Below are 21,132 nucleotides of genomic sequence, written 5' to 3'. Positions count from 1 at the left end.
TGATTGGAATTCATCCGTCAGCCTTCGGCCGGCAGCGTCACCACGAAGCGGGCGCCCTTGATCTCGCCAGGCTTGGTGCCCGGGATGTTCTCGGCGCTCAACGTGCCGCCATGGGCTTCGACGATCTGCCGGGATATCGACAGGCCAAGGCCCGAGTTCTGGCCGAACGCCTCGCCGGCCGGCCGGTCGGTATAGAACCGCTCGAAAATGCGATCGATGTTGTCGGCCCGGATGCCGGGGCCATTGTCGTCGACGGTGACGATGTTGAACTTGCCGGCGCGCGCCAGCGATATGGTGATGTGGCCACGTTCTTCGGGAACGAACGAGCGGGCATTCTCGATCAGGTTGGTGATCACCTGGCCGATCCTTAGATCATGGCCGACGACGAAGTAGCCTTTCACGCCCTGCGGCAGTTTGGCGACCTTGAATTCGATCTCGACCGCCTTCTTGTTGCGTGTGGCCTCGCGCGAGACGGCGACCAGATCGGTGATGAACTTCTTCAGGTCGACAGTTCCCGCGTCTTCCCGCGCCAGTTCGGCATCGAGACGGGAGGCATCGGAAATATCGGTGATCAGGCGGTCCAGGCGCCTCACATCGTGCTGGATGATATCCATCAGCCGGCTGCGCGAATTGTCGTTCTTGGCCAGCGGCAATGTCTCCACCGCGCTGCGCAGCGAGGTGAGTGGGTTCTTCAATTCATGCGAGACATCCGCGGCAAAACTTTCGATCGCCTCAATGCGGGCGTAGAGCGCATTGGTCATGTCGCGCACGGCGATCGACAAATTGCCGATCTCGTCCTGGCGGTCGGAGAAGTCGGGAATTTCCTCGCGGTTCTTGACACCGCGGCGAACCCTGACCGCCGCCGCGGAAAGCCGGCGCAGCGGGTTGGCGATGGTGGAGGCCAGCAGCATCGACAGGATAGCGGTAACCAGCGCGGCGATGCCGAACACGCGCAGGATCGCCTTGCGCTCGGCCGCGACGATCTTGTCGATGTCGCCACCTTCGGTCGACAGCATCAGTACGCCGAGAACGGCACGGAAGCGCTGGATCGGCACCGCCACGGAAACGATCTGCTCGCCCTGCTCCGAGATCCGCACGATCGTCGACGGACTGCCGGTAAGCGCCTTGACCACTTCGGGAAACGCAGCACCGTTGCCGCCCGGCTGCTCGCGATAGACGGGCAGCTGCTTATTGCGGAAGAAATCGAAGACGAATTTCTGGATGCGCTCCAGAAGATCCGGCTGCTCCTCTTCGACCGGCGGCAGATCGTAGCGAAGGATCTGACCGCGCGAATAGAGATGGCGGGAATCGAGCAGCAGGTTGGCGTCGCGGTCGTAAATGCGGGCGCGCGTGCGCGTCGGCGAGATCAACCGCCTGAGCACCGGCGCCACGCGCTCCGGATTGATCGGGAAATCGAGATTGTCGAGCTGATCGGAGCCCGGGCCGAGGCTTTCGCCAGCCTGCAACTCAAGCAGCTTTTCCGGATCGATGCTGATCGAATCGGTCTCGACCGTCGCCGATGCAGCAATCGCGCCGGCAATGATCTCGCCCTGGGTCATCAGGCTCTCGACACGGGCGTCGATCAGCCCGTCTCGAAAGGTGTTGAGGTAGAGAATGCCGGTGACCAGGACGGCCAGGCCGGCAAGATTGAGAAAGAGAATACGCCGCGTCAGGCTGGAAAAGATGTGATGGCCGAGAAACCGGCGCATCGGCACCGTGATTTTCGACACGAAGGCGGGCAGAATCCGCGGCGGGCGCCTGGCGGCGCCCGATCGTCTCACTCGCTCTACTTCCACTGCCATCGAATAGCAGCTCCCGCTCGACTCAAGCTTCGCGGAACCGATATCCGACTCCGTAAAGGGTTTCGATCATTTCGAAGTCATCATCGACGGCCTTGAACTTTTTGCGCAGCCGCTTGATGTGACTGTCGATGGTGCGGTCATCGACATAGACCTGCTCATCATAAGCCGAATCCATCAGCGCATCACGGCTTTTTACGACGCCTGGACGCTGGGCCAGCGAATGCAGGATGAGGAACTCGGTGACGGTAAGCGTCACCGGCTCGCCCTTCCAGGTGCAGGTGTGGCGCTCCTGGTCCATGACAAGCTGGCCGCGCTCAAGCGACCGAGCCTGCTGGTTGGGCGCCTTGGCGGCCGCCTCGCGGGTACTGGCGCGGCGCAGCACGGCGCGGACGCGCTCGACCAGAAGACGCTGCGAGAAGGGTTTGCGAATGAAGTCGTCGGCGCCCATCTTGAGGCCGAACAGTTCATCGATCTCGTCGTCCTTGGAGGTCAGGAAGATCACCGGCAGGTCGGATTTCTGGCGCATCCGGCGCAGCAGCTCCATGCCGTCCATGCGCGGCATCTTGATGTCGAGGATGGCGAGGTTCGGCGGGCGCGCCGCCAGTCCCTCCAGCGCCGACGCCCCATCCGTGTAGGTTTCAACCCGATAACCCTCGGATTCGAGGGCGATCGAAACCGAAGTCAGAATGTTGCGATCGTCGTCGACAAGCGCGATTGTTGCCATTTCAAGCGGCTCCCTCATGAGCTGTCCCTTCTTTCGTCGAGAAGGGGCTTTTGCAGGACAAATTAGGTACAAAATGTGGCATAGGCTCTATCCGCTGTCACGCGCGGCATGCCGGCGGCCACAATTGTACCTCGATATGGATTGGACGAATGAACATCGCCAATCCTTTGGGCAACCATCAGTGTTTTTGCACATATAAACGATTTAAACAACTTTCAAAATATTTAAATCGATTAATGATTTGATATCATTCGCCTTTTCTGGTTTTGACGTTTTTAGCTCCTGCAATGGGGGTTCCGGAATTCGCCGGTAAAGACGCGGTAAATCGAAGAAGGGACACCCATGTCGGAAGCCGGCAAACGCAATCCTGCATGTATAATCGATCGGATCGGCCTGAGAACCACGGGCGTGGTGCGCTATAATTTCGGCGCGGCCGCGCTCTACGAGGAGGCAATCCGCCGTGGCGAGGCCCGACTCACCGCCCATGGCGCGCTTGCCGCCGAAACCGGGCAGCACACCGGCCGCTCGCCCAGGGACAAATTCGTGGTGCGCGACGAAAGCACCGCGCCGCATGTATGGTGGGACAACAACAAAGCGATTTCGCCGGGGCAGTTCGATACGCTGCTTGCCGATTTTCGCGCCCATGCGGCTGGAAAGGACCTTTATGTGCAGGACCTGGTCGGCGGCGCCGACGAGGAGCTGAAGCTGCCGACCCGGGTGATCACGGAGCTTGCCTGGCACTCCTTGTTCATCCGCAATCTGCTCATCCGGCCGGCAGCCGCCGAACTCGAGCATTTCGTGCCCGATTTGACGATCATCGACCTGCCGTCGTTCCGCGCCGATCCCGCCCGCCACGGCACGCGCGGCGAAACGGTGATCGCCGTCGATCTTTCGCGCATGATCGTGTTGATCGGCGGTACCTCCTATGCCGGCGAGATGAAGAAGTCGGTATTCACCGTGCTCAACTATCTGCTGCCGGCAAAAGGCGTGATGCCGATGCATTGCTCTGCCAATGAAGGACTCGCCGGCGACGCGGCCGTCTTCTTCGGCCTTTCCGGGACCGGCAAGACGACGTTGTCGGCCGACCCGTCGCGCACGCTGGTCGGCGATGACGAGCATGGCTGGGGACCGCACGGCATCTTCAATTTCGAAGGCGGCTGCTATGCCAAGACGATCAAGCTTTCGGCCGAAGCCGAGCCGGAGATCTTCGCCACCACCCAGCGCTTCGGCACGGTGCTGGAGAATGTCGCGCTCGACGCCGGTCGCGTGCCGGATTTCGACGATGGCGGGCTGACCGAAAACACACGCTGCGCCTACCCGCTCCACTTCATTCCGAACGCCAGCAAGACGGGGCGCGCCAACCACCCGAAGAATATCATCATGCTGACCGCCGACGCGTTCGGCGTGATGCCGCCGATCGCGCGGCTGACCCCGGCGCAGGCGATGTACCATTTCCTCTCCGGCTATACCGCCAAGGTGGCGGGGACCGAGAAAGGCGTTACTGAACCCGAAGCGACATTTTCGACATGCTTCGGCGCACCGTTCATGCCGCGGCATCCGTCGGAATACGGCAATCTGCTGCGCGAGCTCATCGCCCGCCACGGCGTCGATTGCTGGCTGGTCAACACCGGCTGGACCGGCGGCGCTTACGGCACCGGCAAGCGGATGCCGATCAAGGCAACGCGGGCGCTGCTTGCGGCAGCACTCGACGGCTCGCTGAAAGCGGCCGACTTCCGGACCGACGCCAATTTCGGTTTCGACGTGCCGGTGACGGTTACCGGCGTCGACCGCGCCATTCTCGACCCGAGATCGACCTGGATCGACAAGCCCGCCTATGACCGGCAGGCGGCAAGGCTGGTTGGCATGTTCGTCGACAATTTCGAAAAGTTCGAGGCCCATGTCGACGCAACCGTGCTCGGCGCTGCACCACGCATGCAGGTAGCGGCTGAATAGCCGTCGCGCTTCAAGGCCCGGCTTCGATCGGGCCTTTTCTTTTTTCGCCTGCCGCGCCATGACTGCGGCATGAACGCCGACGAAAAAATCATCATCACCGACGATGCGGTGATTAATCCGGGTGACCTGCACGAGGACTTCATCCGTTCGTCCGGCCCGGGCGGCCAGAACGTCAACAAGGTGGCGACGGCGGTGCAATTGCGCTTCGATGCTGCCAATGCACCGGGCCTGTCGGAGCGTGTGCGCGAACGGACCATCAAGCTTGCCGGCCAGCGCGCCACCAAGGACGGCGTCATCGTCATCGAAGCCGGACGCTTCCGCACGCAGGAGCAGAACCGGGCGGACGCCCGGGCGCGGCTGACGGCACTGGTCGCCAAGGCCGCCGAACCGCCGCCACCGCCGCGCAAGAAGACAAGGCCGTCCAAGGGCGCGGTCGAAAGACGGCTGAAGAGCAAAGCCGGGCGCGGCTCGATCAAGAAAATGCGTGGCCGGGTCGAGGATGACTGACAGCCGAATCGGCTTCGGATCCCAGATCGCCGGTGTGAAATGTGCAGCCACTGCCGGAGGCGGCTTTCGGGTCGCCGTTTTCGTTTGACGGTGGCATTCTGATTTTCCAGACCAACGGATCAAGCGACCCGATGCTCGTGCTGCCCAAAGGCGTCCGCCATATGCCTGGTTACCTGTCGCGCGCCATGCAGGAAGTGCTGGTGGAAGATATCAGGGAGGTCGTGCAGGAAGCCCCGCTGTTCGTGCCGGCGATGCCGCGTACCGGCAAGGAGATGAGCGTGCGCATGACCAATTGCGGCCCGCTGGGCTGGGTCACCGACAAGGAGCACGGCTATCGCTACCAGCCGACTCACCCGGTGACCGGAAGGCCATGGCCGCCGATCCCGGAGATGCTGCTCGAACTGTGGCGGGACGTATCTGCCTATGCGCACCCGCCGGAGGCCTGCCTGGTCAATTTCTATTCCCAGGATGCCAAGATGGGTCTTCACCAGGATCGCGACGAGAGCGATTTCTCCGCGCCTGTCGTCTCGGCCTCACTCGGCGACGATTGCCTGTTCCGGGTCGGCCAGACCATGCGCGACGGCGCCACCAAATCGTTCAGATTGAAGAGCGGCGACGTCGTCGTGCTCGGCGGCGAAGGCCGCCTCTGCTTTCACGGCGTTGACCGCATCTACCCCTCGACCTCGGCATTGCTCAAGAACGGCGGCCGCATCAATCTGACGCTGCGTCGGGTGACGATGCCGAAATAGGCTGTTCGGGTGGCCGGTCGCCCGGCCGGACATAATCGTCGCGCAGATAGATGCGCTCGGTCTCGTCCTCGACGAGAATGCGATAGTGCGCCAGGATCGCGTCAAAGCCAAAACGCTCCATCAGTTGGCTTGTCCAAGGGCCATCATCTTTCCTGATAACTTTCGTAGAGATAATAATATCAGGGCGCAGACGCTCAAATTCTTGGCGTTTGCTTTCAGCGTAACGCTCCATGATCATCTCGTAATGCGTGGCTTGGGCGACGTCACGCGAAAGCGTGGCTTGCCGGGACAGAGCCATTGCAAACGCTCCAAGCCAGTCATTGGGATCGGCCGAAACGAACTGGCCGCCGATCATGCGGCTTAGTGGATGTCCAGTGTCTATATCTGGACTGATCAAGGCGACGTTTGGTCGATCGGTCGCGGCGCGTATCACGGCGACCAACACCGCGCCTGGCTTCTGAGTGCCCCAGTTCGGTAAGAAGGCAGCCACAATCGCCAGCGACACCAAGGCTCGCGGGGGAGCCGCCAGGCGGGAGAGCAGCCCTGCCGATTGCCGCTCGCTTCTCGGCAAGGCCAGCAAGCAAAGACTAGCCGCTACAGCGTAAAAAATCGATGGGTAGGCATGATACGTCCAGCCTTTGTCCTGGTAGAACAGCGGGAACAAGCCGGCAATAGATGCTGCCAGCGCTACGGCAGCCAGCTCTGGGAAATGGCCGACCGGCCACGACCACCAGCCGCGTCATGGTTTTTCCGAGGCCTTGCTCAATTCGGGTGGCCGGTCGCCCGACCGGACATAATCGTCGCGCAGATAGATGCGCTCGGTCTCGTCCTCGACGAGAATGCGGTAGTGCGCCAGGATGGCGTCAAAGCCAAAACGCTCTGTCAGTTGGCTTGTCCACATCGCGTTGTTTTTCTTGAAGACAATGATATCCGGGCGCAGACGCGCGAATTCTTTGCGTTTGCTTTCGACGTAACGCGCCATGATGGCCTGGTAACGCGTGGCTTCAGCGGTATCACCGGAAAGGGCTGCCTGCCGGGACAGGGAAAGCGCGAACACTCCGAGCCAATCGCTGACATGGGTCGAAACGAACTGCCCATCGATCATGCGGGTCAACGGATGTCCCGAGGACATATCCGAACTGATCAACGCAATAGTAGGCCGATCGGTCGCGGCGCGAATGGCGGCAACCAGCGCCGGCCCCGGTTTCTGGGTGCTCCAGTATGGCAAGAAAGCGATTGCCACCCCCGCCAGTGCCCAAGCTCGCGAAGGCGCCGTCACGAACGCCAACAGCTTCGACGGCTGCCGCACGATCCTGGGCACTGCCAGCAGGCACAAAATGGCTGCCACGGCGCAAAAGATCGCGGGATAGGCATGATAAGACCAGCCTTTCGCTTGGTAGAACAGGGGAAACATGCCGGCGATCGATGCAGCCAGCGCTACCGCCGCCAGCTCTGGAAACCGCCCGGCCGGCCACAGCCACCAAATCAGGAAGACGAGGAAACACCACGCGAAACCGTGGCCGATCACGATGGGCCAAAAGATGCCGAGCTTTCCATAAACATCCGCCAAGAGGGGATAGATGTCGCGCAGGAATTCCGGATGGATCAGCGTGACCGCGCCGAGATAGACAATGCAGATGCCGCCAATGACCCAGTGTTCCAGGGCGAAGATCGATTTCAGGCTGCGCCGGCGCACTGCAACGACCAGCGCTGGCGCCAACACCATGATCGCATAGTAGGGCTTGACCAGCAGCAAAATGCTGCCCGACAGGCCGGCGAGTACGGCGATCCCCGGGCCTGGTTGGGCGGCTGCATCTCTGCGCGCACGCCAGGCGTGAAGCGCAAGCAGCGGCATGAAAAGCGCCATGCCGATATGCTCTCGCTCGCTGAAGGCGTTGCCGGGGAAGATCACCAGCATTGCGCAAAACGCTGGCCCCAGTGCAAACAGTGATGCAGTTTCGGTGAAACCCCCGCGCTTGACGATCACGCCCGAGAGCGAAAGTCCGATAAGCACGGCAAGGTATGTCCAGGCCTCAACCAGGATTTCCGGGGCGGCGCCCAGCAATCTGGCCACAGCCACTGGCGGCAGATAGAGCCATACGCTGAATGGAGGGTTGGTCTCGTGGATCTGCGAGTAAAGCCGCTCACCGGAGAGCATCCGCTCGCATACCGTGATCAGCCAGCTAGTATCGGGAACAGTCCCCCAACGCCGCTGCCAGACGATGGAGAACACGGTGACTGCGGCAATGGCCAGGACATTGCGGCTAGGAAGCAGCGCCGCCGCGATATTCCGGCCGCGCCACCGGCTCAAGCCGTCAATGTCGTTCGAGACGCTCATGATGTTGCACCGAGGCTCTCGAGCTCGAGCCATACGTCGTCCAGCGGAGCGATTGGATCCAGCCGTGCCATGGTCTTCCGGGAGCCTCTGCTCAATTGGTTTGGAGCGGCGCAGGCGCCGTGTAACGCAGATAGACAGTGATTTCCGGCTCGTGGTGCAGCAGACGATAGTCGGCCAAGGCGGCTCCGATCCGCTTGTCCTGCAGCATCAGGGCTGTCCGCGCGGGCGAGCCTGACAGCACGACATCGGGCTTCTTCGCTGATATCTCGGCGGCGTATTCGCCGATCACCCGATCGCGGATGCTTTCAAGTTCCCGTCTCCGTTCGAGATCGCCGGTGGCGCGGGCGAGCGTGTCAGCGTTGGAGACCGCCCAGGCGCTCGGATGGCGTGATATGAACCTGCCGTCGACCAGCCTGGCGAGGGGATGGGCAACCTGCATCCGGTCGGCGATCGACATGATGGTCGGGGTTTCGACCGTTGCGCGGATCGCGGCGACAGAGCGCCCGATCGGGCCGTTGTCCGTCGTCAGCGCCGCGTACTGTGCCCTGACCGCTAGTTGCAGCACCAGCACGCAGCCGAAGATCAGGGCGGCCTTGCGAATGAAGCCTGCACTGCGGAATGTGCCGAACCGCAGAAGCTGGATGCCAAATGCAAGTGTTGCAACAACGACCATCGCCAGGGCGTGATTGGGCCAACCCTTGCCCATGACGATGAAGGCCGGAATGAACCCCAGTGCGGTCAGAAGCGGAATCCTGACGTCCCAGTTCGTCTGCCTCAGGCCGCCGGCCGCAAGCACGGTAGCGGCGGCCAGAAGCAGCACCACTTTCGGCCAGTTCGCCAGCATATCGGCGGTAGAGGCCCTCAACGGAAGATAGACCTCGCTGACCAAGGGCAGGACTTCGCTTAAATAAGCACGGTCGAAGAGCGCGATGGACGCGACATAGGCGGCCACGATCGTAGCGCCAAGCAAGTTCTCCACGACGAAGAGCGGTTTCAGCGACCGCCTTTCAACCGCAAGACAGAGTGACGGCAACATGAAGGCCAGCGCAAAATAGGGCGGCTTGACCATGACCACGATCGCCGCGCCGAAGCCCGCGACCATGTGCTCCAGGCGCGAGCCGGCGCTGAAATCCGGGTTCCGCTGACGTGTGCATTGCAACGCCACCCAAGGCAGAATGGCAATCAACGCGAAGTGCTCGCGTTGGCCGAATTGATCCGGCATGAAACAGAGAACCCAGCCCAGGGCCGCCGCTGCTGCCCAGAACGCATGGGGCTGCCGGTAAACCGGTTCATCGCGCGCGAGAATGCGGACAGAAACGAAAAGACTGGCCAGGCTCAGGCAAACGACACCAAGCGTCAGCCAGAATTCCGCACGTATGCCGGTGAGCTTTTCCAGGAGCATGAACGGCATGTAGAGCCAGATCGAGAAAGGTGGGTTGGTCTCCATGATGTCGGTGTTGAGCCGCTCTCCGCCAAGCAGCCGATCACAGACGACCAGAAGCCATGACACGTCGACATTGGTCGGTATCGCAATTGTTGTCAGCCAGACGGCGTATATGACGACCAGGCAGGCCAGCAGCAACGGGGCGCCCGCCACGCCCGCAAACGGCGAGAAACGGTTGGCACCGGGCAGCAGTTCACTGAGGGATCGCGCGCTAGAGACCACGAAACACCCAGCGTCCGAGGACGACATAGTTGATGACCGGCACGGCAATGCAGGTAAGCAGGATCGGGACTGCGGCAGGGACGCCGAGCATCTGGGTCAAAAGCCCCGGCAGGGCGATTGCGACAGCGAGGCCGGAAGCGGTGAGCAGGAGAAAGCGGGGCAGTTCCATCGCGTGGCTGCCGCCCGAGGTGAAGGTGAAATATTTATGCCCGGTGTAAGAAAACAGCGCGGCAACGGCGTAGGCCGCAAACGATGTGAGCGCCGCCGGCAGGGCCGCCGTCGCCTGCCCACGCGACAGCAGGAGAGCACAAACGGCATAGATCAGCGTCGACGCAATGCCAATTAGCGCAAAGCGCGATAGTCGACGATACGAACCGGTGCCCATTGCGCGGTCAAGCTGCCAATTTCTCGTCGAGGCGACCGGTTTCGACGGCGTCGTCCTTGCGGAATACCGCCAGCAGCGAAACACCGAAGGGCAGGCTTGCATTTGGTATGATGCGGCCTTCCGCCGAAAACACTGCCTTCATCGCCGCATTCAGTGGTTTCGACGGCGTTGCATGGCCGGCTGGCAAGGCGGGCTTGCGCAACCTATCCACCAGCCGTGCCAGTGCCGCTACAGGAAAGAGTGCGGCATTTGTGTAGCTCAGCCGGTCGATCCTGAAACCAGCCCTTTCAATTCGTTCACGCAGCAGATTGCGTGAATAGCGCCGCATATGATGCAGCCCCACATCATGCGTGCTCCACAACCATTGGTGTGCGGGCACCGTAAGGATGACGCTGCCGGCTGGTTTCAGCATCTGGCGGATCGCGGCAAGCGATGCCTCGTCTTCGGCGACATGTTCCAGCACGTCGAACAGGCAAACCAGGTCGCAGCTTTGCGGCGTGACAGGAATGTTGTCCGGCAGATGTCCGGCAAGGAAGTCGCGGCCGGTCTTTTCCCAGGCAATCCTGCGTGCGAGATCGCTCATCTCGACTGCCGTCACGGTGCCGAACTGCTCCAGCATCCGGATGTTGCCGCCGGTGCCGGCGCCGATCTCGACGATGCGCGCCTTTTCGGGCAGGTCGATGCTGCGAATGACCGCCTCTGCGATGGCGCGACGCCCGCAGAACCACCAATGCTCGTCTTCGGTGGCGGCCATCTGTCGGTAGGCGTCGAGCTCCATTAGCTCATTCCCTCATATTTGCGGCGCACAATGTAGATCGGACGCTGCTTGATCTCGGCGTAGACCCTGCCGAGGTATTGTCCGATGATGCCGATGCCGAGCAACTGGATGCCGCCAAGAAAAAGAACGCTGACCAGCAGCGAGGCGTAGCCGGGCACATCAACGCCAAAGATCATTGTCTTGGCGACGATCAGCAGGCCGTAGAGGAACGACAGCGCGGAAATCGTCGCGCCGACATAGGTCCAGATTTCAAGCGGAGCGGTGGAGAAGCTGGTGATGCCTTCGAGCGCGAAGTTCCACAGCTTCCAGCCGGAGAATTTCGACTGGCCGGCGATCCGCTGATCGCGGACATATTCGACGCTTGCGGTGCGGAACCCGACCCAGGCGAACAGGCCCTTCATGAAACGACGGCGTTCGGGCAAAGACCGCAGCGCCTGGATGACCTGACGGTCGATCAAACGGAAGTCGCCGACATCGTGCGGGATCTTCTGCTGCGCGATCCAGTTGTGAACGCGGTAGAACATCGAGGCGGAGCGCTGCTTGAGAAAGCTGTCGCTCGACCGGTTGGCTCGCTTGGCAAGAACAACCTCGAACCCCTCGCGCCACTTTTCCACAAGCAAGGGGATGACATGCGGCGGATCCTGCATATCGACGTCCATCGGGATCGCGGCATCGGCATCGCAGCTGTCGAGGCCCGCGGTCATCGCGGCTTCCTTGCCGAAATTGCGTGAAAGGTCGATTATGTGGATGCGAGGGTCTGCTTGTTGGGCTTCGATCAGCTTTTCGAGCGTCGTATCGCTGCTGCCGTCGTTGACGAAGATGAACTCGAGGGCAACGCCATTGTCCTTCAGCGGAGCGGTGCTTTCGCACACCGCCTTCAGGAACGGGGCAATCGCGCCTTCCTCATTGTGGACCGGCACGATCAGGGCAATCGTGGCGGCGCCGCTGCCCGGATGTGCGACGCGGTCCGCTGCCGGCCGATCAATATTTAGGAATGGCGCATTCATTGTTTGCCGAGCCCGCAGATCAGGCCTGACAATAGGAAGACGGGGTTAAGATGACTTTAAGGAATGAATCGGGATTTCACAGTTTTCGGAGCGCCACTTCCTCGACCAGATGATTGGCGCCCTTGCGCAGGATGAGATCGGCGCGGGCGCGGGTCGGCAATATATTCTCGCGCAAGTTCTTCAGGTTGATGTTGGTCCACAGGCCCTCGGCGATGGCGCGGGCCGCATCCTCGGAAAGTTGCGAATAGCGGTGGAAGAAGGAGGCTGGGTCGCGGAAGGCGGTTTCGCGCAGCCGCATGAAGCGGGCGATATACCAGTGATGGATAAGCGCCTCCTCGGCATCGATATAGATGGCGAAGTCGAAGAAATCTGACAGGAAAGGCACGATCTTGCCGTCCTTCGGCAGCTTGCCAGGTTGCAGGACATTGATGCCCTCGAAGATCAGGATGTCCGGCCTGTCGATGGTCTGGAACTCGCCCGGGATAACGTCATAGGTCAGGTGCGAATAGACCGGCGCGCGGACGTTGCGCTGCGCCGATTTGATGCCGGACAGGAAACGCAGCAGCGCGCCGACGTCGTAGCTGTCGGGAAAGCCCTTGCGCTCCATCAGATTGTTGCGGCGCAGGACTTCGTTCGGCAGCAGGAAACCGTCGGTGGTGACCAGATCGACCTTGGGACTCGACGGCCAGCGCGCCAGCAGCTCCTTTAGCACGCGCGCCGTGGTCGATTTGCCAACCGCCACGGAACCGGCAATGCCGATGATGAACGGTGTCTTGGCCACGTCCAGCGCGTTGAAAAAAACCTGGCGTTGCCTGAACAGGAGTTGACTGGCTTCGACATGGGCCGACAACAGCCGCGACATCGAAAGGTAGATGCGCTCGACCTCGTGGAGATCGACCGGATCGTTCAGCGACCGCAGACGACGGACCTCGTCCTCGGTGAGCGTCATCGGCGTATCGGCGCGGAACCGCGACCATTGCTCCGCCGAGAAGAACCGATAGGGTGAATACTTCTCGGTAGGAGCGAGCTGGTCCATCGAGTTCCTCCGCAGCGATCAGCCCCGGTCCAGCCGAGACGCCTTTTCGGCGATGCCCGAACGACCGGTGCGGCGTTCAAGCTCGTTGAGCACATCGCTCAGCGGAATGTCCGCTATGCCGAGAACGACAAGCCAATGATAGATGAGATCGGCGCTTTCCGAAACAAGCGCGTCCCGGTCGGCGCTGACGGCTGCGATCACCGTTTCGACCGCCTCTTCGCCGAGTTTCTGCGCTGCCTTGCTCATGCCGCGCTGAAAGAGCTTGGCCGTCCACGAATCCGGATCGCCGGAACGTGCGCGTTCGCCAATGATCTTCTCCAGATCGGAGAGTGAGAACTCGGTCATAACGGCGTTTACAGCCTCTTCTTAGCCGGAAAGGCTCTAGGACCGATTACCCGGCGAGTCCAGCCGCATCGGCAGTCCGGCCTGAGCCATATGCATCTTGGCTTCGGCGATGCTGTAGGTGCCGAAATGGAAGATCGAGGCTGCCAGCACCGCGCCCGCATGGCCGTCGCGAATGCCTTCGACCATGTGATCGAGCGTGCCGACGCCACCGGAAGCGATGACCGGCACGCGTACGGCGTCGGCGACCGCGCGGGTAAGCGCTATGTCGTAGCCGGCCTTGGTGCCGTCGCGGTCCATCGACGTCAACAGGATCTCGCCGGCGCCGAGATCGACGATCCGCCGAGCGAACTCGACGGCATCGATGCCGGTCTTCTCGCGGCCGCCATGGGTGAAGATCTCCCAGCGATCAGCCTCGCCCGCAGCGGACACTTTCTTGGCGTCGATGGCGACGACGATGCACTGGTTGCCAAACTTGTCGGCAGCCTCGGCGACAAAATTTGGGGTTTTCACCGCCGCCGTATTGATCGACACCTTGTCGGCGCCGGCCAGAAGCAGCTTCCTGATGTCGGCGACCTGGCGGACGCCACCACCGACAGTCAGCGGCATGAAACATTGTTCGGCCGTTCGGGTAATGACATCGAAGATGGTCTCGCGGTTTTCCGACGAGGCAGTGATGTCGAGAAAGCAGAGCTCGTCGGCGCCGGCCGCGTCATAGGCTTTTGCCGCTTCGACGGGATCGCCGGCATCGACCAGGTCGACGAAATTGACGCCCTTGACGACGCGACCGTTCTTGACGTCGAGACAGGGGATGACGCGGGCTTTCAGCATCAGATCCTCTCGATCGCCGCAAGAAAGTCGACAAGCAGCTGGCCGACGACGGACGGAACCTCGGACTGGGAATCAAAGGCCGGATCGTAGGCCGAGAGCGTCACGCCCACGATCGGGATGGATCTGGCCAGCCCGCAGGCAAGCTGCCGCAGCTGTTCCGGACTCGGACCGCCCGGATGCGTGTAGCGGTTCACCTGCAGCACATCCGGATCGAGGACATCCAGGTCCAGATGCAGATGTCCCCGAACAGCCCCTGCCGCTGTGAGCTTTCCCACCATATCGAGCGCACCGGCACATTCGGCGCGCACGATCGGCAAAGTTTCCAGCAGGCGCTTTTCGTCGGGATCGAGGTCGCGGGCATCGACCAGCATGCAGTGCGCCGGGTCCATCGGCCGGAATCCCGGAATTGCTGCCGCCATCGGACGCCAGCAGAGCCCGAGTGTCGCCGCCAGCGCCATGCCGTCGAGAAAGCCGTAGGCGGACGTCTCTGGCGTGTTGAGATCGCCATGCTGATCGATCCAGATAATCGAATCCGCGTCTTCACCGGCAACCGCACCGGCGGCGGTCAGGCAATTTCCAGCAAGGACAATGGGGAAGCCTCCTCCGTCGCGGGCGAGGCCGACCTTGGCCGCGACGGCGTTGCAGACGGCGAAGCCGGTTGCGATTTCGCGCCCCTGCTCGTCTCCCACCTTGCCGATATCTTCGACGGCGACGTCATGGCCGGCCACGGTCAGAGCTTCGACGAGCCCACCGCCGATGATGGCGTCCGGCCCCTGGCCGCACCCTTCATGATGGTGCCCGCTGTCATAGGGGGCGAGGATAATCGAGACTTTCATGATGACGCCCCTGCCATCGGTTTGCCACGCAGGATCGCCAGTGCCTCGGCCGGGTCGATGCGGCCGTCGTAGAGCGCGCGGCCGGAGATCGCGCCTTCGAGCTTCCGCGCATCGGGCATGGTCATGCGCACAATGTCGGCGATCGAGGCGAGCCCGCCCGAGGCGATGACCGGGATCGAAACCGCCTCGGCGAGATCGATGGTGGCGTCCCAGTTGATGCCGGTCAGCACCCCGTCTCGATCAATGTCGGTGTAGATGATGGCAGCAACGCCGGCGCCCTCGAATTTCCTCGCCAGTTCGATGACGCCGAGGCTCGAGGCCTCCGCCCAGCCTTCGACCGCGACCTTGCCGCCCTTGGCGTCGATGCCGACGGCGATCTTGCCCGGGAATGCCTTGCAAGCCTGCCTGACCAGATCCGGATCGCGCACCGCCACAGTGCCAAGAATGACGCGGGCCAGCCCACGGTCGAGCCAGTCCTCGATCTGCGCCAGAGTGCGGATGCCGCCGCCGAGCTGCACCGGGTTGTTCGTCGCCTTGAGGATGGCGCCGACTGCCGCGCTGTTGACGCTCTGGCCCTTGAAGGCGCCGTTGAGGTCGACGACGTGCAGCCATTCGAAGCCCTGCTCTTCGAAGGCGCGCGCCTGAGCGGCGGGATCGTCATTGTAGACCGTCGCGGTCGCCATGTCGCCATGCTTGAGGCGCACGCATTTGCCGTCCTTGAGGTCTATCGCCGGAAACAGGATCACCTTCAGGCGCCTTCGACGATGACAAAGTGGCCGGTCGAGCCGGCGAGCCTGTACTTCAAGGCCTCCTGGTATTCAGGCGAGCCGTAGCAGGCGATCGCCGTCTCGTAGGATTCGAATTCCACCAGCACGTGGCGATTGCCTGTCGGCCCTTCCGGGCTGGTATACCGTCCGGCGCGCACGGGAAACTTCGCGCCGTATTTCGCAAAAGCCGCGGCATTGGCCTCGATGTACTGCTTGTAGACCTCGGGGTCGCGGACATCGACCATCGCCATCCAATAGCCCTTCTTGCTCATGACCTAGGGCCTCCATTGCAGGAAGTTGGTGATCAAAGCGAGGCCGAGCGCCTGGCTCTTCTCGGGGTGGAATTGCGTTCCGGCGAGATTGCCGCGGGCGACAGCGGCCGTCACCGGGCCACCGTAGTCGGCGACCGCCAGCACCTCGTCCTCCTTCCGTGCATCGAGATGGTAGGAGTGGACGAAGTAGGCGTGCAGCCCCTTCCCGCCCGTCGCAATGCCGGAAAACAGCGGATGCTTGCGCTTCAGGTCAATCGTGTTCCAGCCGATCTGCGGGATCTTCAGTGTCGGATCGGCCGGCGTGATCTCCTTGACGTCGCCGGCGATCCAGCCAAACCCTTTCGTAACCGTTTTCTCCAAGCCTCGCTCCGACATCAGCTGCATGCCGACGCAGATGCCTAGGAACGGCCGTCCCTTGACGATCGCGACCTCCTCGACCGCTTCCCACATGCCGGCCACAGCGCGCAGTCCAGCGGCGCAATCGGCATAGGCGCCAACGCCGGGCAGGACGATGCGGTCGGCGGTCCTGACCCGCTCGGCATCGGCTGTGAGTTCAATCGCGGCGGCAATGCCGGCTTCATGAGCGGCACGCTCGAAGGCCTTGGTGGCCGAGCGCAGATTGCCCGACCCGTAATCGATGATCGCGACCCGCATCTCAGCGCTTTCCCGGAATATGGGTCAGCCCCAGTGCCATGCCCATCGGCGTCGGCCGGGCAAGTGCTGCGTCCGGGACGATGCGCTGTGCGGGGGACCGTGCATTCGAATCCGCATCGGTTTCCAACGCGTAGCGAATGTCGGCATCGTCGAGCCTGTCGGCCTCGACGACACCCCATTCACGCCAGCCACGGCGGCGCAGTGCTGCGATCCGCAGGGCCTGCCCTTCCAGTCCGACAAAGAGCATGACAAGGAGGGACAAAAGCGAGCCTGCGCTTTCCAGGCCCAGGCTTTCGCCCAGCATCGAAAGCAGGCCCATGGCGACAAAGGCCAATGCCGCCTCGACCCACAGCCGGTGCCAGGCCAGCCACAGCGGCGGCAATAGGAAGCCGAGCCAGGCAAAGCCGTCACGGACAAAGGTGGTGTCCACCCTTTCGCTGCGGCCTGGCGGTTCCATCGCGACATAGATGGCCATGGCGCTACCCTTTCAGGGATCCCTTGGTGGAGGGAACCGCGTCCGGCTGGCGCGGGTCGCGCTCGAGCGCCGAACGCAGCGCACGCGCCACGGCCTTGAAGCAGGTCTCGGCAATGTGGTGGTTGTTGGCGCCGTAATGATTGGTGACATGCAGCGTGATGCCGGCATTCTGCGCCAGCGCGTGGAAGAATTCGCGCACCAGCTCGGTGTCGAACGTACCGATCTTCGGCGATGAGAACGAAACATTCCAGACCAGAAAAGGCCGGCCGGAGACGTCGATCGCCGCCCGCGTCAGCGTCTCGTCCATGGCGAGATCGATCGAAGCATAGCGCATGATGCCGCGCCGCTCGCCCAATGCCTTGGCCAGCGCCTGCCCAAGCGCGATACCAGTATCCTCGACCGTGTGGTGGTCGTCTATGTGCAGGTCGCCCTTGGCCTTCACCGTCATGTCGATCAGCGAATGGCGCGATAACTGGTCCAGCATATGGTCGAAGAAGCCGACGCCCGTCGAAATGTCGGATTTGCCCGAGCCGTCGACCTGAACCGACACGGAGATGTCGGTTTCCTTGGTCTTGCGGCTTATCTCGGCGGAACGGGGCACCATGACCTCATCCTTGTCTCAGATTTGCACGATTCAGGCGTTCACATGCCTGAAAACGAAAGCCTTCTAGCAGCATGATCCGGCGATTGCCAGTTACCGCTGCGGAGCACTATCCGGCCCGGTGGATGGCCGGTTTGCAATCGTCTGGCCTATGCATACATATGGCCGATCAAGTCACTCGTAACGCGCCAATCGCCTTGATGGGATCGGTGCTGACCGGAGCAGAAAATGTCTAATGAACTGACCATGCATGCCACGACCATCCTAACCGTGCGCAAGGGCGGCAAAGTGGTGATCGCCGGCGACGGCCAGGTCAGCCTCGGCCAGACCATCATGAAGGGCAACGCCAAGAAGGTGCGCCGCATCGGCAAGGGCGGCAACGTCATTGCCGGCTTCGCCGGCGCCACCGCCGATGCCTTCACGCTGCTGGAGCGGCTCGAAGCCAAGCTCGAACAATATCCCGACCAACTGACACGCGCCTGCGTCGAGCTCGCCAAGGACTGGCGCACCGACCGCTATTTGCGCCGGCTGGAAGCAATGATGCTGGTGGCCGACAGGTCGGTGTCGCTGGCGCTGACCGGCACCGGCGACGTGCTGGAGCCCGAATTTGGCGTGATGGCCATCGGCTCCGGCGGCAACTACGCGCTGGCCGCGGCCCGCGCCCTGATGGATACCGATAAGGACGCCGAGGAGATCGCCCGCAAGGCGATGCAGATCGCGTCCGACATTTGCGTCTACACCAACAACAGCTTCGTCGTCGAAACCCTCGATGCCGCCTGAGCGGAGCCTCCGCTACGGTTTTCGGCCGGTGACCGAGAGGGACCTGCCGATGATCGCCGGCTGGCTTGCCGAGCCGCATGTCACCGAATGGTGGAACGACCCAGAGACCGAGATCGCGGAGATCCGCGAGCATATCGACAGCATTTCGGTCGAGCCGCTGATTATCGAGCTCGACGGCAAACCCATCGGCTATTTGCAGAGCTACGATCCGCATCTGGAGGACGGTCATCCCTATAGCGACCAGCCGTTCGGCACGCTCGGCATCGATCTGTCGATCGGCGTGCCGGAGCTTGTCGGGACCGGCCACGGCTCGGCGATCGTCCGGCAGTTCGTCGAGCAGCTTTTCGAGGAAGGTGCGCCGCGCGTCATCATCGACCCGGACCCGGCCAATGCACGGGCTATCCGTGCCTATGAAAAAGCCGGTTTCAGGGCTATCGATCGCAGGAAGTCGGAATATGGCGATGCCGTGCTGATGGCGATTGATGCCCCAGAGGGTGATGCCGAACAGGGTGACGCAGAAGAGGGGCAATAGCAGCATGAGCGTATCCAGCGACAAAACCGTCTCGGCCTACGAAGACAGTTGGCGAATGGGGCTTCTGTTGGTTCTCGGTCTGGTCATATTCCAGGCAGGGGTCCTCTACGGCATGGGGCGGACGCCGATTTGCACCTGCGGCTACGTCAAGCTGTGGCACGGCATCGTGCAGAGCTCCGAGAATTCCCAGCATATCTCCGACTGGTACAGCTTCTCGCACATCATTCACGGCTTCCTGTTCTATGCGCTGGCGTGGTTTCTTTTCCCGCGCTCGCCGATCGGGCTCAGGCTGGCCTTTGCGGTGGTGATAGAGGGCGGCTGGGAGCTGCTCGAGAACAGCCCTTTCATCATCGATCGCTATCGCGCCGGCACGATCTCGCTCGACTATTATGGCGACAGCGTCATCAATTCGGTGTCGGACACGCTGGCCATGGTGCTGGGGTTTGTCATGGCGCGAAGGCTTCCTATATGGGTGATCGTAACCCTCGCCCTCATCTTCGAATTCGGTGTCGGCTATCTCATCCGGGACAATCTGACACTCAACGTGATCATGCTGCTGCATCCGTTCGAGTCCATTCGGCAGTGGCAAAGTGGAATTTAGTGACATGAGCACCTTCTCTCCCCGCGAAATCGTTTCGGAACTCGACCGCTTCATCATCGGCCAGAAAGACGCCAAGCGTGCCGTGGCGATTGCCTTGCGCAACCGCTGGCGCCGCCAGCAGCTCGAGGGCCAGATGCGCGAAGAGGTGATGCCGAAGAACATCCTGATGATCGGCCCGACCGGTGTCGGCAAGACCGAGATTTCTCGCCGCTTGGCGCGCCTTGCCGGTGCGCCTTTCGTCAAGGTCGAAGCCACCAAGTTTACGGAGGTCGGCTATGTCGGCCGCGATGTCGAGCAGATCATCCGCGATCTGGTCGAGATCGCCATCGGGCTGGTGCGCGAGAAGATGCGTGAGGACGTCGAGGCGCGTGCCCACATCAACGCCGAGGAAAGGGTGCTTGAAGCGCTCGTCGGCAAGACGGCGAGTCCGGCCACCCGTGACAGTTTCCGCAAGAAGCTGCGCGACGGCGAGCTTGACGACAAGGAGATCGAGATCGAAGTGGCCGATACCGGCAATGGCGGCATGCCCGGCTTCGAGATCCCCGGCATGCCGGGCGCCAATATCGGCGTGCTCAACATCAACGACATGCTGTCGAAAGCGATGGGCGGCAAGAAAACCAAGATGCGCAAGACGACCGTTAAAGAGTCCTACGGGCTGTTGATCAGCGACGAGTCCGACAAGTTGCTCGACCAGGACGAGGTGGTGCGCAGGGCACTCGAATCGACCGAGAATGACGGCATTGTCTTCCTCGACGAGATCGACAAGATCGCCTCGCGCGAAGGCGGCATCGGTGCCGGTGTTTCGCGCGAGGGCGTGCAGCGCGACCTGCTGCCGCTGGTCGAAGGCACCACGGTTGCGACCAAATACGGACCGGTGAAGACCGACCACATCCTGTTCATCGCTTCAGGTGCGTTCCACGTCGCCAAGCCATCCGACTTGCTGCCGGAATTGCAGGGCCGCCTGCCGATCCGTGTCGAGCTGCGGGCGCTGGAGAAGGACGATTTCGTCCGCATCCTCACCGAGACCGAAGCCAGCCTGATCAAGCAGTATATCGCACTGATGAAGACCGAGGGAGTCGACCTGGTCTTCACCGATGACGCGATCGACTCGTTGGCCGGCATCGCTGTTGACCTCAACGCCAGCGTCGAGAACATCGGCGCCAGGCGGCTGCAGACGGTGATGGAACGGGTGCTGGACGAGATCTCCTATGACGCACCGGACCGCAACGGCACCTCCGTGACCGTCGATGCCGCCTATGTGGAGAAGCATGTCGGCGACCTCTCCAGAAACACGGATTTGTCGCGTTTCATCCTGTAGGAGACGCTTCATCCTCAAAGAGGCCGGGGAATTGCTCCCGGTCTCCGCCAAATTCAGCCCGGCATTTCCGATGTGTGGCCAAATGGAAGCATCCGGCGAGCTTTCGTCCCGTCGGGTGCAGGCGTCTCTCGACTCCCGTTGGAGCATTACCTAGTTTGCCCGGCGACTATTTGGGCGG

The 21,132-nt window shown here is 61.9% G+C and carries 24 protein-coding genes; 7 read left to right on the top strand and 17 right to left on the bottom strand.

What is annotated here, in order from left to right:
* Positions 1-17 precede the first annotated feature (17 nt).
* On the bottom strand, positions 18-1,802 hold the full coding sequence (locus NKI01_RS10680) for a sensor histidine kinase (protein WP_352484482.1): 1,785 nt from the start codon (positions 1,800-1,802) through the stop codon (positions 18-20).
* A gap of 22 nt (positions 1,803-1,824) precedes the next feature.
* Positions 1,825-2,526 carry a response regulator transcription factor gene (locus NKI01_RS10675; RefSeq protein ID WP_023677547.1) on the bottom strand — a complete coding sequence of 234 codons (702 nt, stop codon included), beginning with the start codon at positions 2,524-2,526 and terminating at the stop codon, positions 1,825-1,827.
* Positions 2,527-2,868: 342 nt separating this feature from the next.
* Between NKI01_RS10675 and NKI01_RS10670 the strand changes: the two genes are divergently transcribed.
* The 3 genes from NKI01_RS10670 (at position 2,869) to NKI01_RS10660 (ending at position 5,735) form a co-directional block, all read left to right on the top strand.
* The gene (locus NKI01_RS10670) at positions 2,869-4,479 is read left to right on the top strand and encodes a phosphoenolpyruvate carboxykinase (protein WP_352963091.1); all 1,611 of its coding nucleotides are present in this window, start codon (positions 2,869-2,871) and stop codon (positions 4,477-4,479) included.
* A 69-nt stretch (positions 4,480-4,548) separates the two neighbouring features.
* The gene (arfB, locus tag NKI01_RS10665; RefSeq protein WP_023718277.1) at positions 4,549-4,986 is read left to right on the top strand and encodes an alternative ribosome rescue aminoacyl-tRNA hydrolase ArfB; all 438 of its coding nucleotides are present in this window, start codon (positions 4,549-4,551) and stop codon (positions 4,984-4,986) included.
* A 131-nt stretch (positions 4,987-5,117) separates the two neighbouring features.
* Positions 5,118-5,735: an alpha-ketoglutarate-dependent dioxygenase AlkB gene (locus NKI01_RS10660; protein ID WP_352484500.1), complete on the top strand. Its 618-nt coding sequence runs from the start codon at positions 5,118-5,120 to the stop codon at positions 5,733-5,735.
* Here NKI01_RS10660 and NKI01_RS10655 read toward each other — a convergent pair.
* The 15 genes from NKI01_RS10655 to hisB all read right to left on the bottom strand — a co-directional run bounded on the left by NKI01_RS10655 (position 5,698) and on the right by hisB (position 17,726).
* Entirely contained in the window at positions 5,698-6,399 is a 702-nt protein-coding gene (locus NKI01_RS10655; protein WP_352484484.1) for a hypothetical protein, read from the bottom strand. The two genes, NKI01_RS10660 and NKI01_RS10655, sit on opposite strands and share 38 nt — an antisense overlap.
* 75 nt (positions 6,400-6,474) lie before the next feature.
* Positions 6,475-7,968: a hypothetical protein gene (locus NKI01_RS10650; RefSeq protein ID WP_352591231.1), complete on the bottom strand. Its 1,494-nt coding sequence runs from the start codon at positions 7,966-7,968 to the stop codon at positions 6,475-6,477.
* A gap of 196 nt (positions 7,969-8,164) precedes the next feature.
* Positions 8,165-9,475, bottom strand: coding sequence for a hypothetical protein (locus tag NKI01_RS10645; protein ID WP_352963088.1), 1,311 nt, complete (start codon positions 9,473-9,475; stop codon positions 8,165-8,167).
* Between the two features lie 253 nt (positions 9,476-9,728).
* Entirely contained in the window at positions 9,729-10,124 is a 396-nt protein-coding gene (locus NKI01_RS10640) for a GtrA family protein (RefSeq protein WP_023718272.1), read from the bottom strand.
* Positions 10,125-10,131: 7 nt separating this feature from the next.
* The gene (locus NKI01_RS10635; RefSeq protein ID WP_023718271.1) at positions 10,132-10,902 is read right to left on the bottom strand and encodes a class I SAM-dependent methyltransferase; all 771 of its coding nucleotides are present in this window, start codon (positions 10,900-10,902) and stop codon (positions 10,132-10,134) included.
* The gene (locus NKI01_RS10630) at positions 10,902-11,909 is read right to left on the bottom strand and encodes a glycosyltransferase family 2 protein (RefSeq protein WP_031193759.1); all 1,008 of its coding nucleotides are present in this window, start codon (positions 11,907-11,909) and stop codon (positions 10,902-10,904) included. Before NKI01_RS10630 ends, NKI01_RS10635 begins: the two co-directional genes overlap by 1 nt.
* Before the next feature lie 76 nt (positions 11,910-11,985).
* Positions 11,986-12,945 carry a type I pantothenate kinase gene (gene coaA / locus NKI01_RS10625; RefSeq protein WP_023718269.1) on the bottom strand — a complete coding sequence of 320 codons (960 nt, stop codon included), beginning with the start codon at positions 12,943-12,945 and terminating at the stop codon, positions 11,986-11,988.
* Positions 12,946-12,963: 18 nt separating this feature from the next.
* Positions 12,964-13,290: a phosphoribosyl-ATP diphosphatase gene (locus tag NKI01_RS10620; protein ID WP_254815934.1), complete on the bottom strand. Its 327-nt coding sequence runs from the start codon at positions 13,288-13,290 to the stop codon at positions 12,964-12,966.
* Positions 13,291-13,326: 36 nt separating this feature from the next.
* Positions 13,327-14,121, bottom strand: a complete 795-nt coding sequence (gene hisF, locus NKI01_RS10615; protein ID WP_023718267.1) for an imidazole glycerol phosphate synthase subunit HisF — start codon at positions 14,119-14,121, stop codon at positions 13,327-13,329.
* Positions 14,118-14,954 carry an arginase family protein gene (locus tag NKI01_RS10610; RefSeq protein ID WP_023718266.1) on the bottom strand — a complete coding sequence of 279 codons (837 nt, stop codon included), beginning with the start codon at positions 14,952-14,954 and terminating at the stop codon, positions 14,118-14,120. Before NKI01_RS10610 ends, hisF begins: the two co-directional genes overlap by 4 nt.
* Positions 14,951-15,700, bottom strand: a complete 750-nt coding sequence (gene hisA, locus NKI01_RS10605; protein ID WP_023718265.1) for a 1-(5-phosphoribosyl)-5-[(5-phosphoribosylamino)methylideneamino]imidazole-4-carboxamide isomerase — start codon at positions 15,698-15,700, stop codon at positions 14,951-14,953. Before hisA ends, NKI01_RS10610 begins: the two co-directional genes overlap by 4 nt.
* 2 nt (positions 15,701-15,702) lie before the next feature.
* A complete protein-coding gene (locus NKI01_RS10600; RefSeq protein ID WP_352484487.1) occupies positions 15,703-15,993 on the bottom strand; it encodes a DUF1330 domain-containing protein in 291 nt (96 codons plus the stop codon).
* Positions 15,994-15,996: 3 nt separating this feature from the next.
* On the bottom strand, positions 15,997-16,647 hold the full coding sequence (gene hisH / locus NKI01_RS10595; protein ID WP_352484488.1) for an imidazole glycerol phosphate synthase subunit HisH: 651 nt from the start codon (positions 16,645-16,647) through the stop codon (positions 15,997-15,999).
* A gap of 1 nt (position 16,648) precedes the next feature.
* Positions 16,649-17,122, bottom strand: coding sequence for a DUF2628 domain-containing protein (locus NKI01_RS10590; protein WP_352484489.1), 474 nt, complete (start codon positions 17,120-17,122; stop codon positions 16,649-16,651).
* Positions 17,123-17,126: 4 nt separating this feature from the next.
* A complete protein-coding gene (hisB, locus tag NKI01_RS10585; protein ID WP_023718261.1) occupies positions 17,127-17,726 on the bottom strand; it encodes an imidazoleglycerol-phosphate dehydratase HisB in 600 nt (199 codons plus the stop codon).
* A gap of 225 nt (positions 17,727-17,951) precedes the next feature.
* Between hisB and hslV the strand changes: the two genes are divergently transcribed.
* The 4 genes from hslV to hslU are packed head-to-tail and all read left to right on the top strand — an operon-like array spanning position 17,952 to position 20,954.
* On the top strand, positions 17,952-18,503 hold the full coding sequence (gene hslV, locus NKI01_RS10580; RefSeq protein WP_023718260.1) for an ATP-dependent protease subunit HslV: 552 nt from the start codon (positions 17,952-17,954) through the stop codon (positions 18,501-18,503).
* Entirely contained in the window at positions 18,493-19,035 is a 543-nt protein-coding gene (locus NKI01_RS10575) for a GNAT family N-acetyltransferase (protein ID WP_352495253.1), read from the top strand. The genes hslV and NKI01_RS10575 overlap by 11 nt, the downstream gene beginning before the upstream one ends.
* A gap of 4 nt (positions 19,036-19,039) precedes the next feature.
* Positions 19,040-19,636, top strand: a complete 597-nt coding sequence (locus NKI01_RS10570) for a DUF2585 domain-containing protein (RefSeq protein ID WP_023718258.1) — start codon at positions 19,040-19,042, stop codon at positions 19,634-19,636.
* 4 nt (positions 19,637-19,640) lie between these two features.
* The gene (hslU, locus tag NKI01_RS10565) at positions 19,641-20,954 is read left to right on the top strand and encodes an ATP-dependent protease ATPase subunit HslU (protein WP_023718257.1); all 1,314 of its coding nucleotides are present in this window, start codon (positions 19,641-19,643) and stop codon (positions 20,952-20,954) included.
* Positions 20,955-21,132 lie beyond the last annotated feature (178 nt).

The sequence above is a fragment of the Mesorhizobium sp. M0815 genome, assembly GCF_040319995.1.
Lineage (GTDB): Bacteria > Pseudomonadota > Alphaproteobacteria > Rhizobiales > Rhizobiaceae > Mesorhizobium.
This window is presented reverse-complemented; position numbering and strand designations above follow the sequence as displayed.

Bases quoted from the DNA above. Each gene is read 5' to 3' on its own strand.
- NKI01_RS10680 (WP_352484482.1), bottom strand. From the start codon at position 1,802: ATGGCAGTGGAAGTAGAGCGAGTGAGACGATCGGGCGCCGCCAGGCGC.
- NKI01_RS10675 (WP_023677547.1), bottom strand. From the start codon at position 2,526: ATGGCAACAATCGCGCTTGTCGACGACGATCGCAACATTCTGACTTCG.
- NKI01_RS10670 (WP_352963091.1), top strand. From the start codon at position 2,869: ATGTCGGAAGCCGGCAAACGCAATCCTGCATGTATAATCGATCGGATC.
- arfB (WP_023718277.1), top strand. From the start codon at position 4,549: ATGAACGCCGACGAAAAAATCATCATCACCGACGATGCGGTGATTAAT.
- NKI01_RS10660 (WP_352484500.1), top strand. From the start codon at position 5,118: ATGCTCGTGCTGCCCAAAGGCGTCCGCCATATGCCTGGTTACCTGTCG.
- NKI01_RS10645 (WP_352963088.1), bottom strand. From the start codon at position 9,475: ATGCTCCTGGAAAAGCTCACCGGCATACGTGCGGAATTCTGGCTGACG.
- NKI01_RS10640 (WP_023718272.1), bottom strand. From the start codon at position 10,124: ATGGGCACCGGTTCGTATCGTCGACTATCGCGCTTTGCGCTAATTGGC.
- NKI01_RS10635 (WP_023718271.1), bottom strand. From the start codon at position 10,902: ATGGAGCTCGACGCCTACCGACAGATGGCCGCCACCGAAGACGAGCAT.
- NKI01_RS10630 (WP_031193759.1), bottom strand. From the start codon at position 11,909: ATGAATGCGCCATTCCTAAATATTGATCGGCCGGCAGCGGACCGCGTC.
- coaA (WP_023718269.1), bottom strand. From the start codon at position 12,945: ATGGACCAGCTCGCTCCTACCGAGAAGTATTCACCCTATCGGTTCTTC.
- NKI01_RS10620 (WP_254815934.1), bottom strand. From the start codon at position 13,290: ATGACCGAGTTCTCACTCTCCGATCTGGAGAAGATCATTGGCGAACGC.
- NKI01_RS10610 (WP_023718266.1), bottom strand. From the start codon at position 14,954: ATGAAAGTCTCGATTATCCTCGCCCCCTATGACAGCGGGCACCATCAT.
- NKI01_RS10600 (WP_352484487.1), bottom strand. From the start codon at position 15,993: ATGAGCAAGAAGGGCTATTGGATGGCGATGGTCGATGTCCGCGACCCC.
- hisH (WP_352484488.1), bottom strand. From the start codon at position 16,647: ATGCGGGTCGCGATCATCGATTACGGGTCGGGCAATCTGCGCTCGGCC.
- NKI01_RS10590 (WP_352484489.1), bottom strand. From the start codon at position 17,122: ATGGCCATCTATGTCGCGATGGAACCGCCAGGCCGCAGCGAAAGGGTG.
- hisB (WP_023718261.1), bottom strand. From the start codon at position 17,726: ATGGTGCCCCGTTCCGCCGAGATAAGCCGCAAGACCAAGGAAACCGAC.
- hslV (WP_023718260.1), top strand. From the start codon at position 17,952: ATGTCTAATGAACTGACCATGCATGCCACGACCATCCTAACCGTGCGC.
- NKI01_RS10575 (WP_352495253.1), top strand. From the start codon at position 18,493: ATGCCGCCTGAGCGGAGCCTCCGCTACGGTTTTCGGCCGGTGACCGAG.
- NKI01_RS10570 (WP_023718258.1), top strand. From the start codon at position 19,040: ATGAGCGTATCCAGCGACAAAACCGTCTCGGCCTACGAAGACAGTTGG.
- hslU (WP_023718257.1), top strand. From the start codon at position 19,641: ATGAGCACCTTCTCTCCCCGCGAAATCGTTTCGGAACTCGACCGCTTC.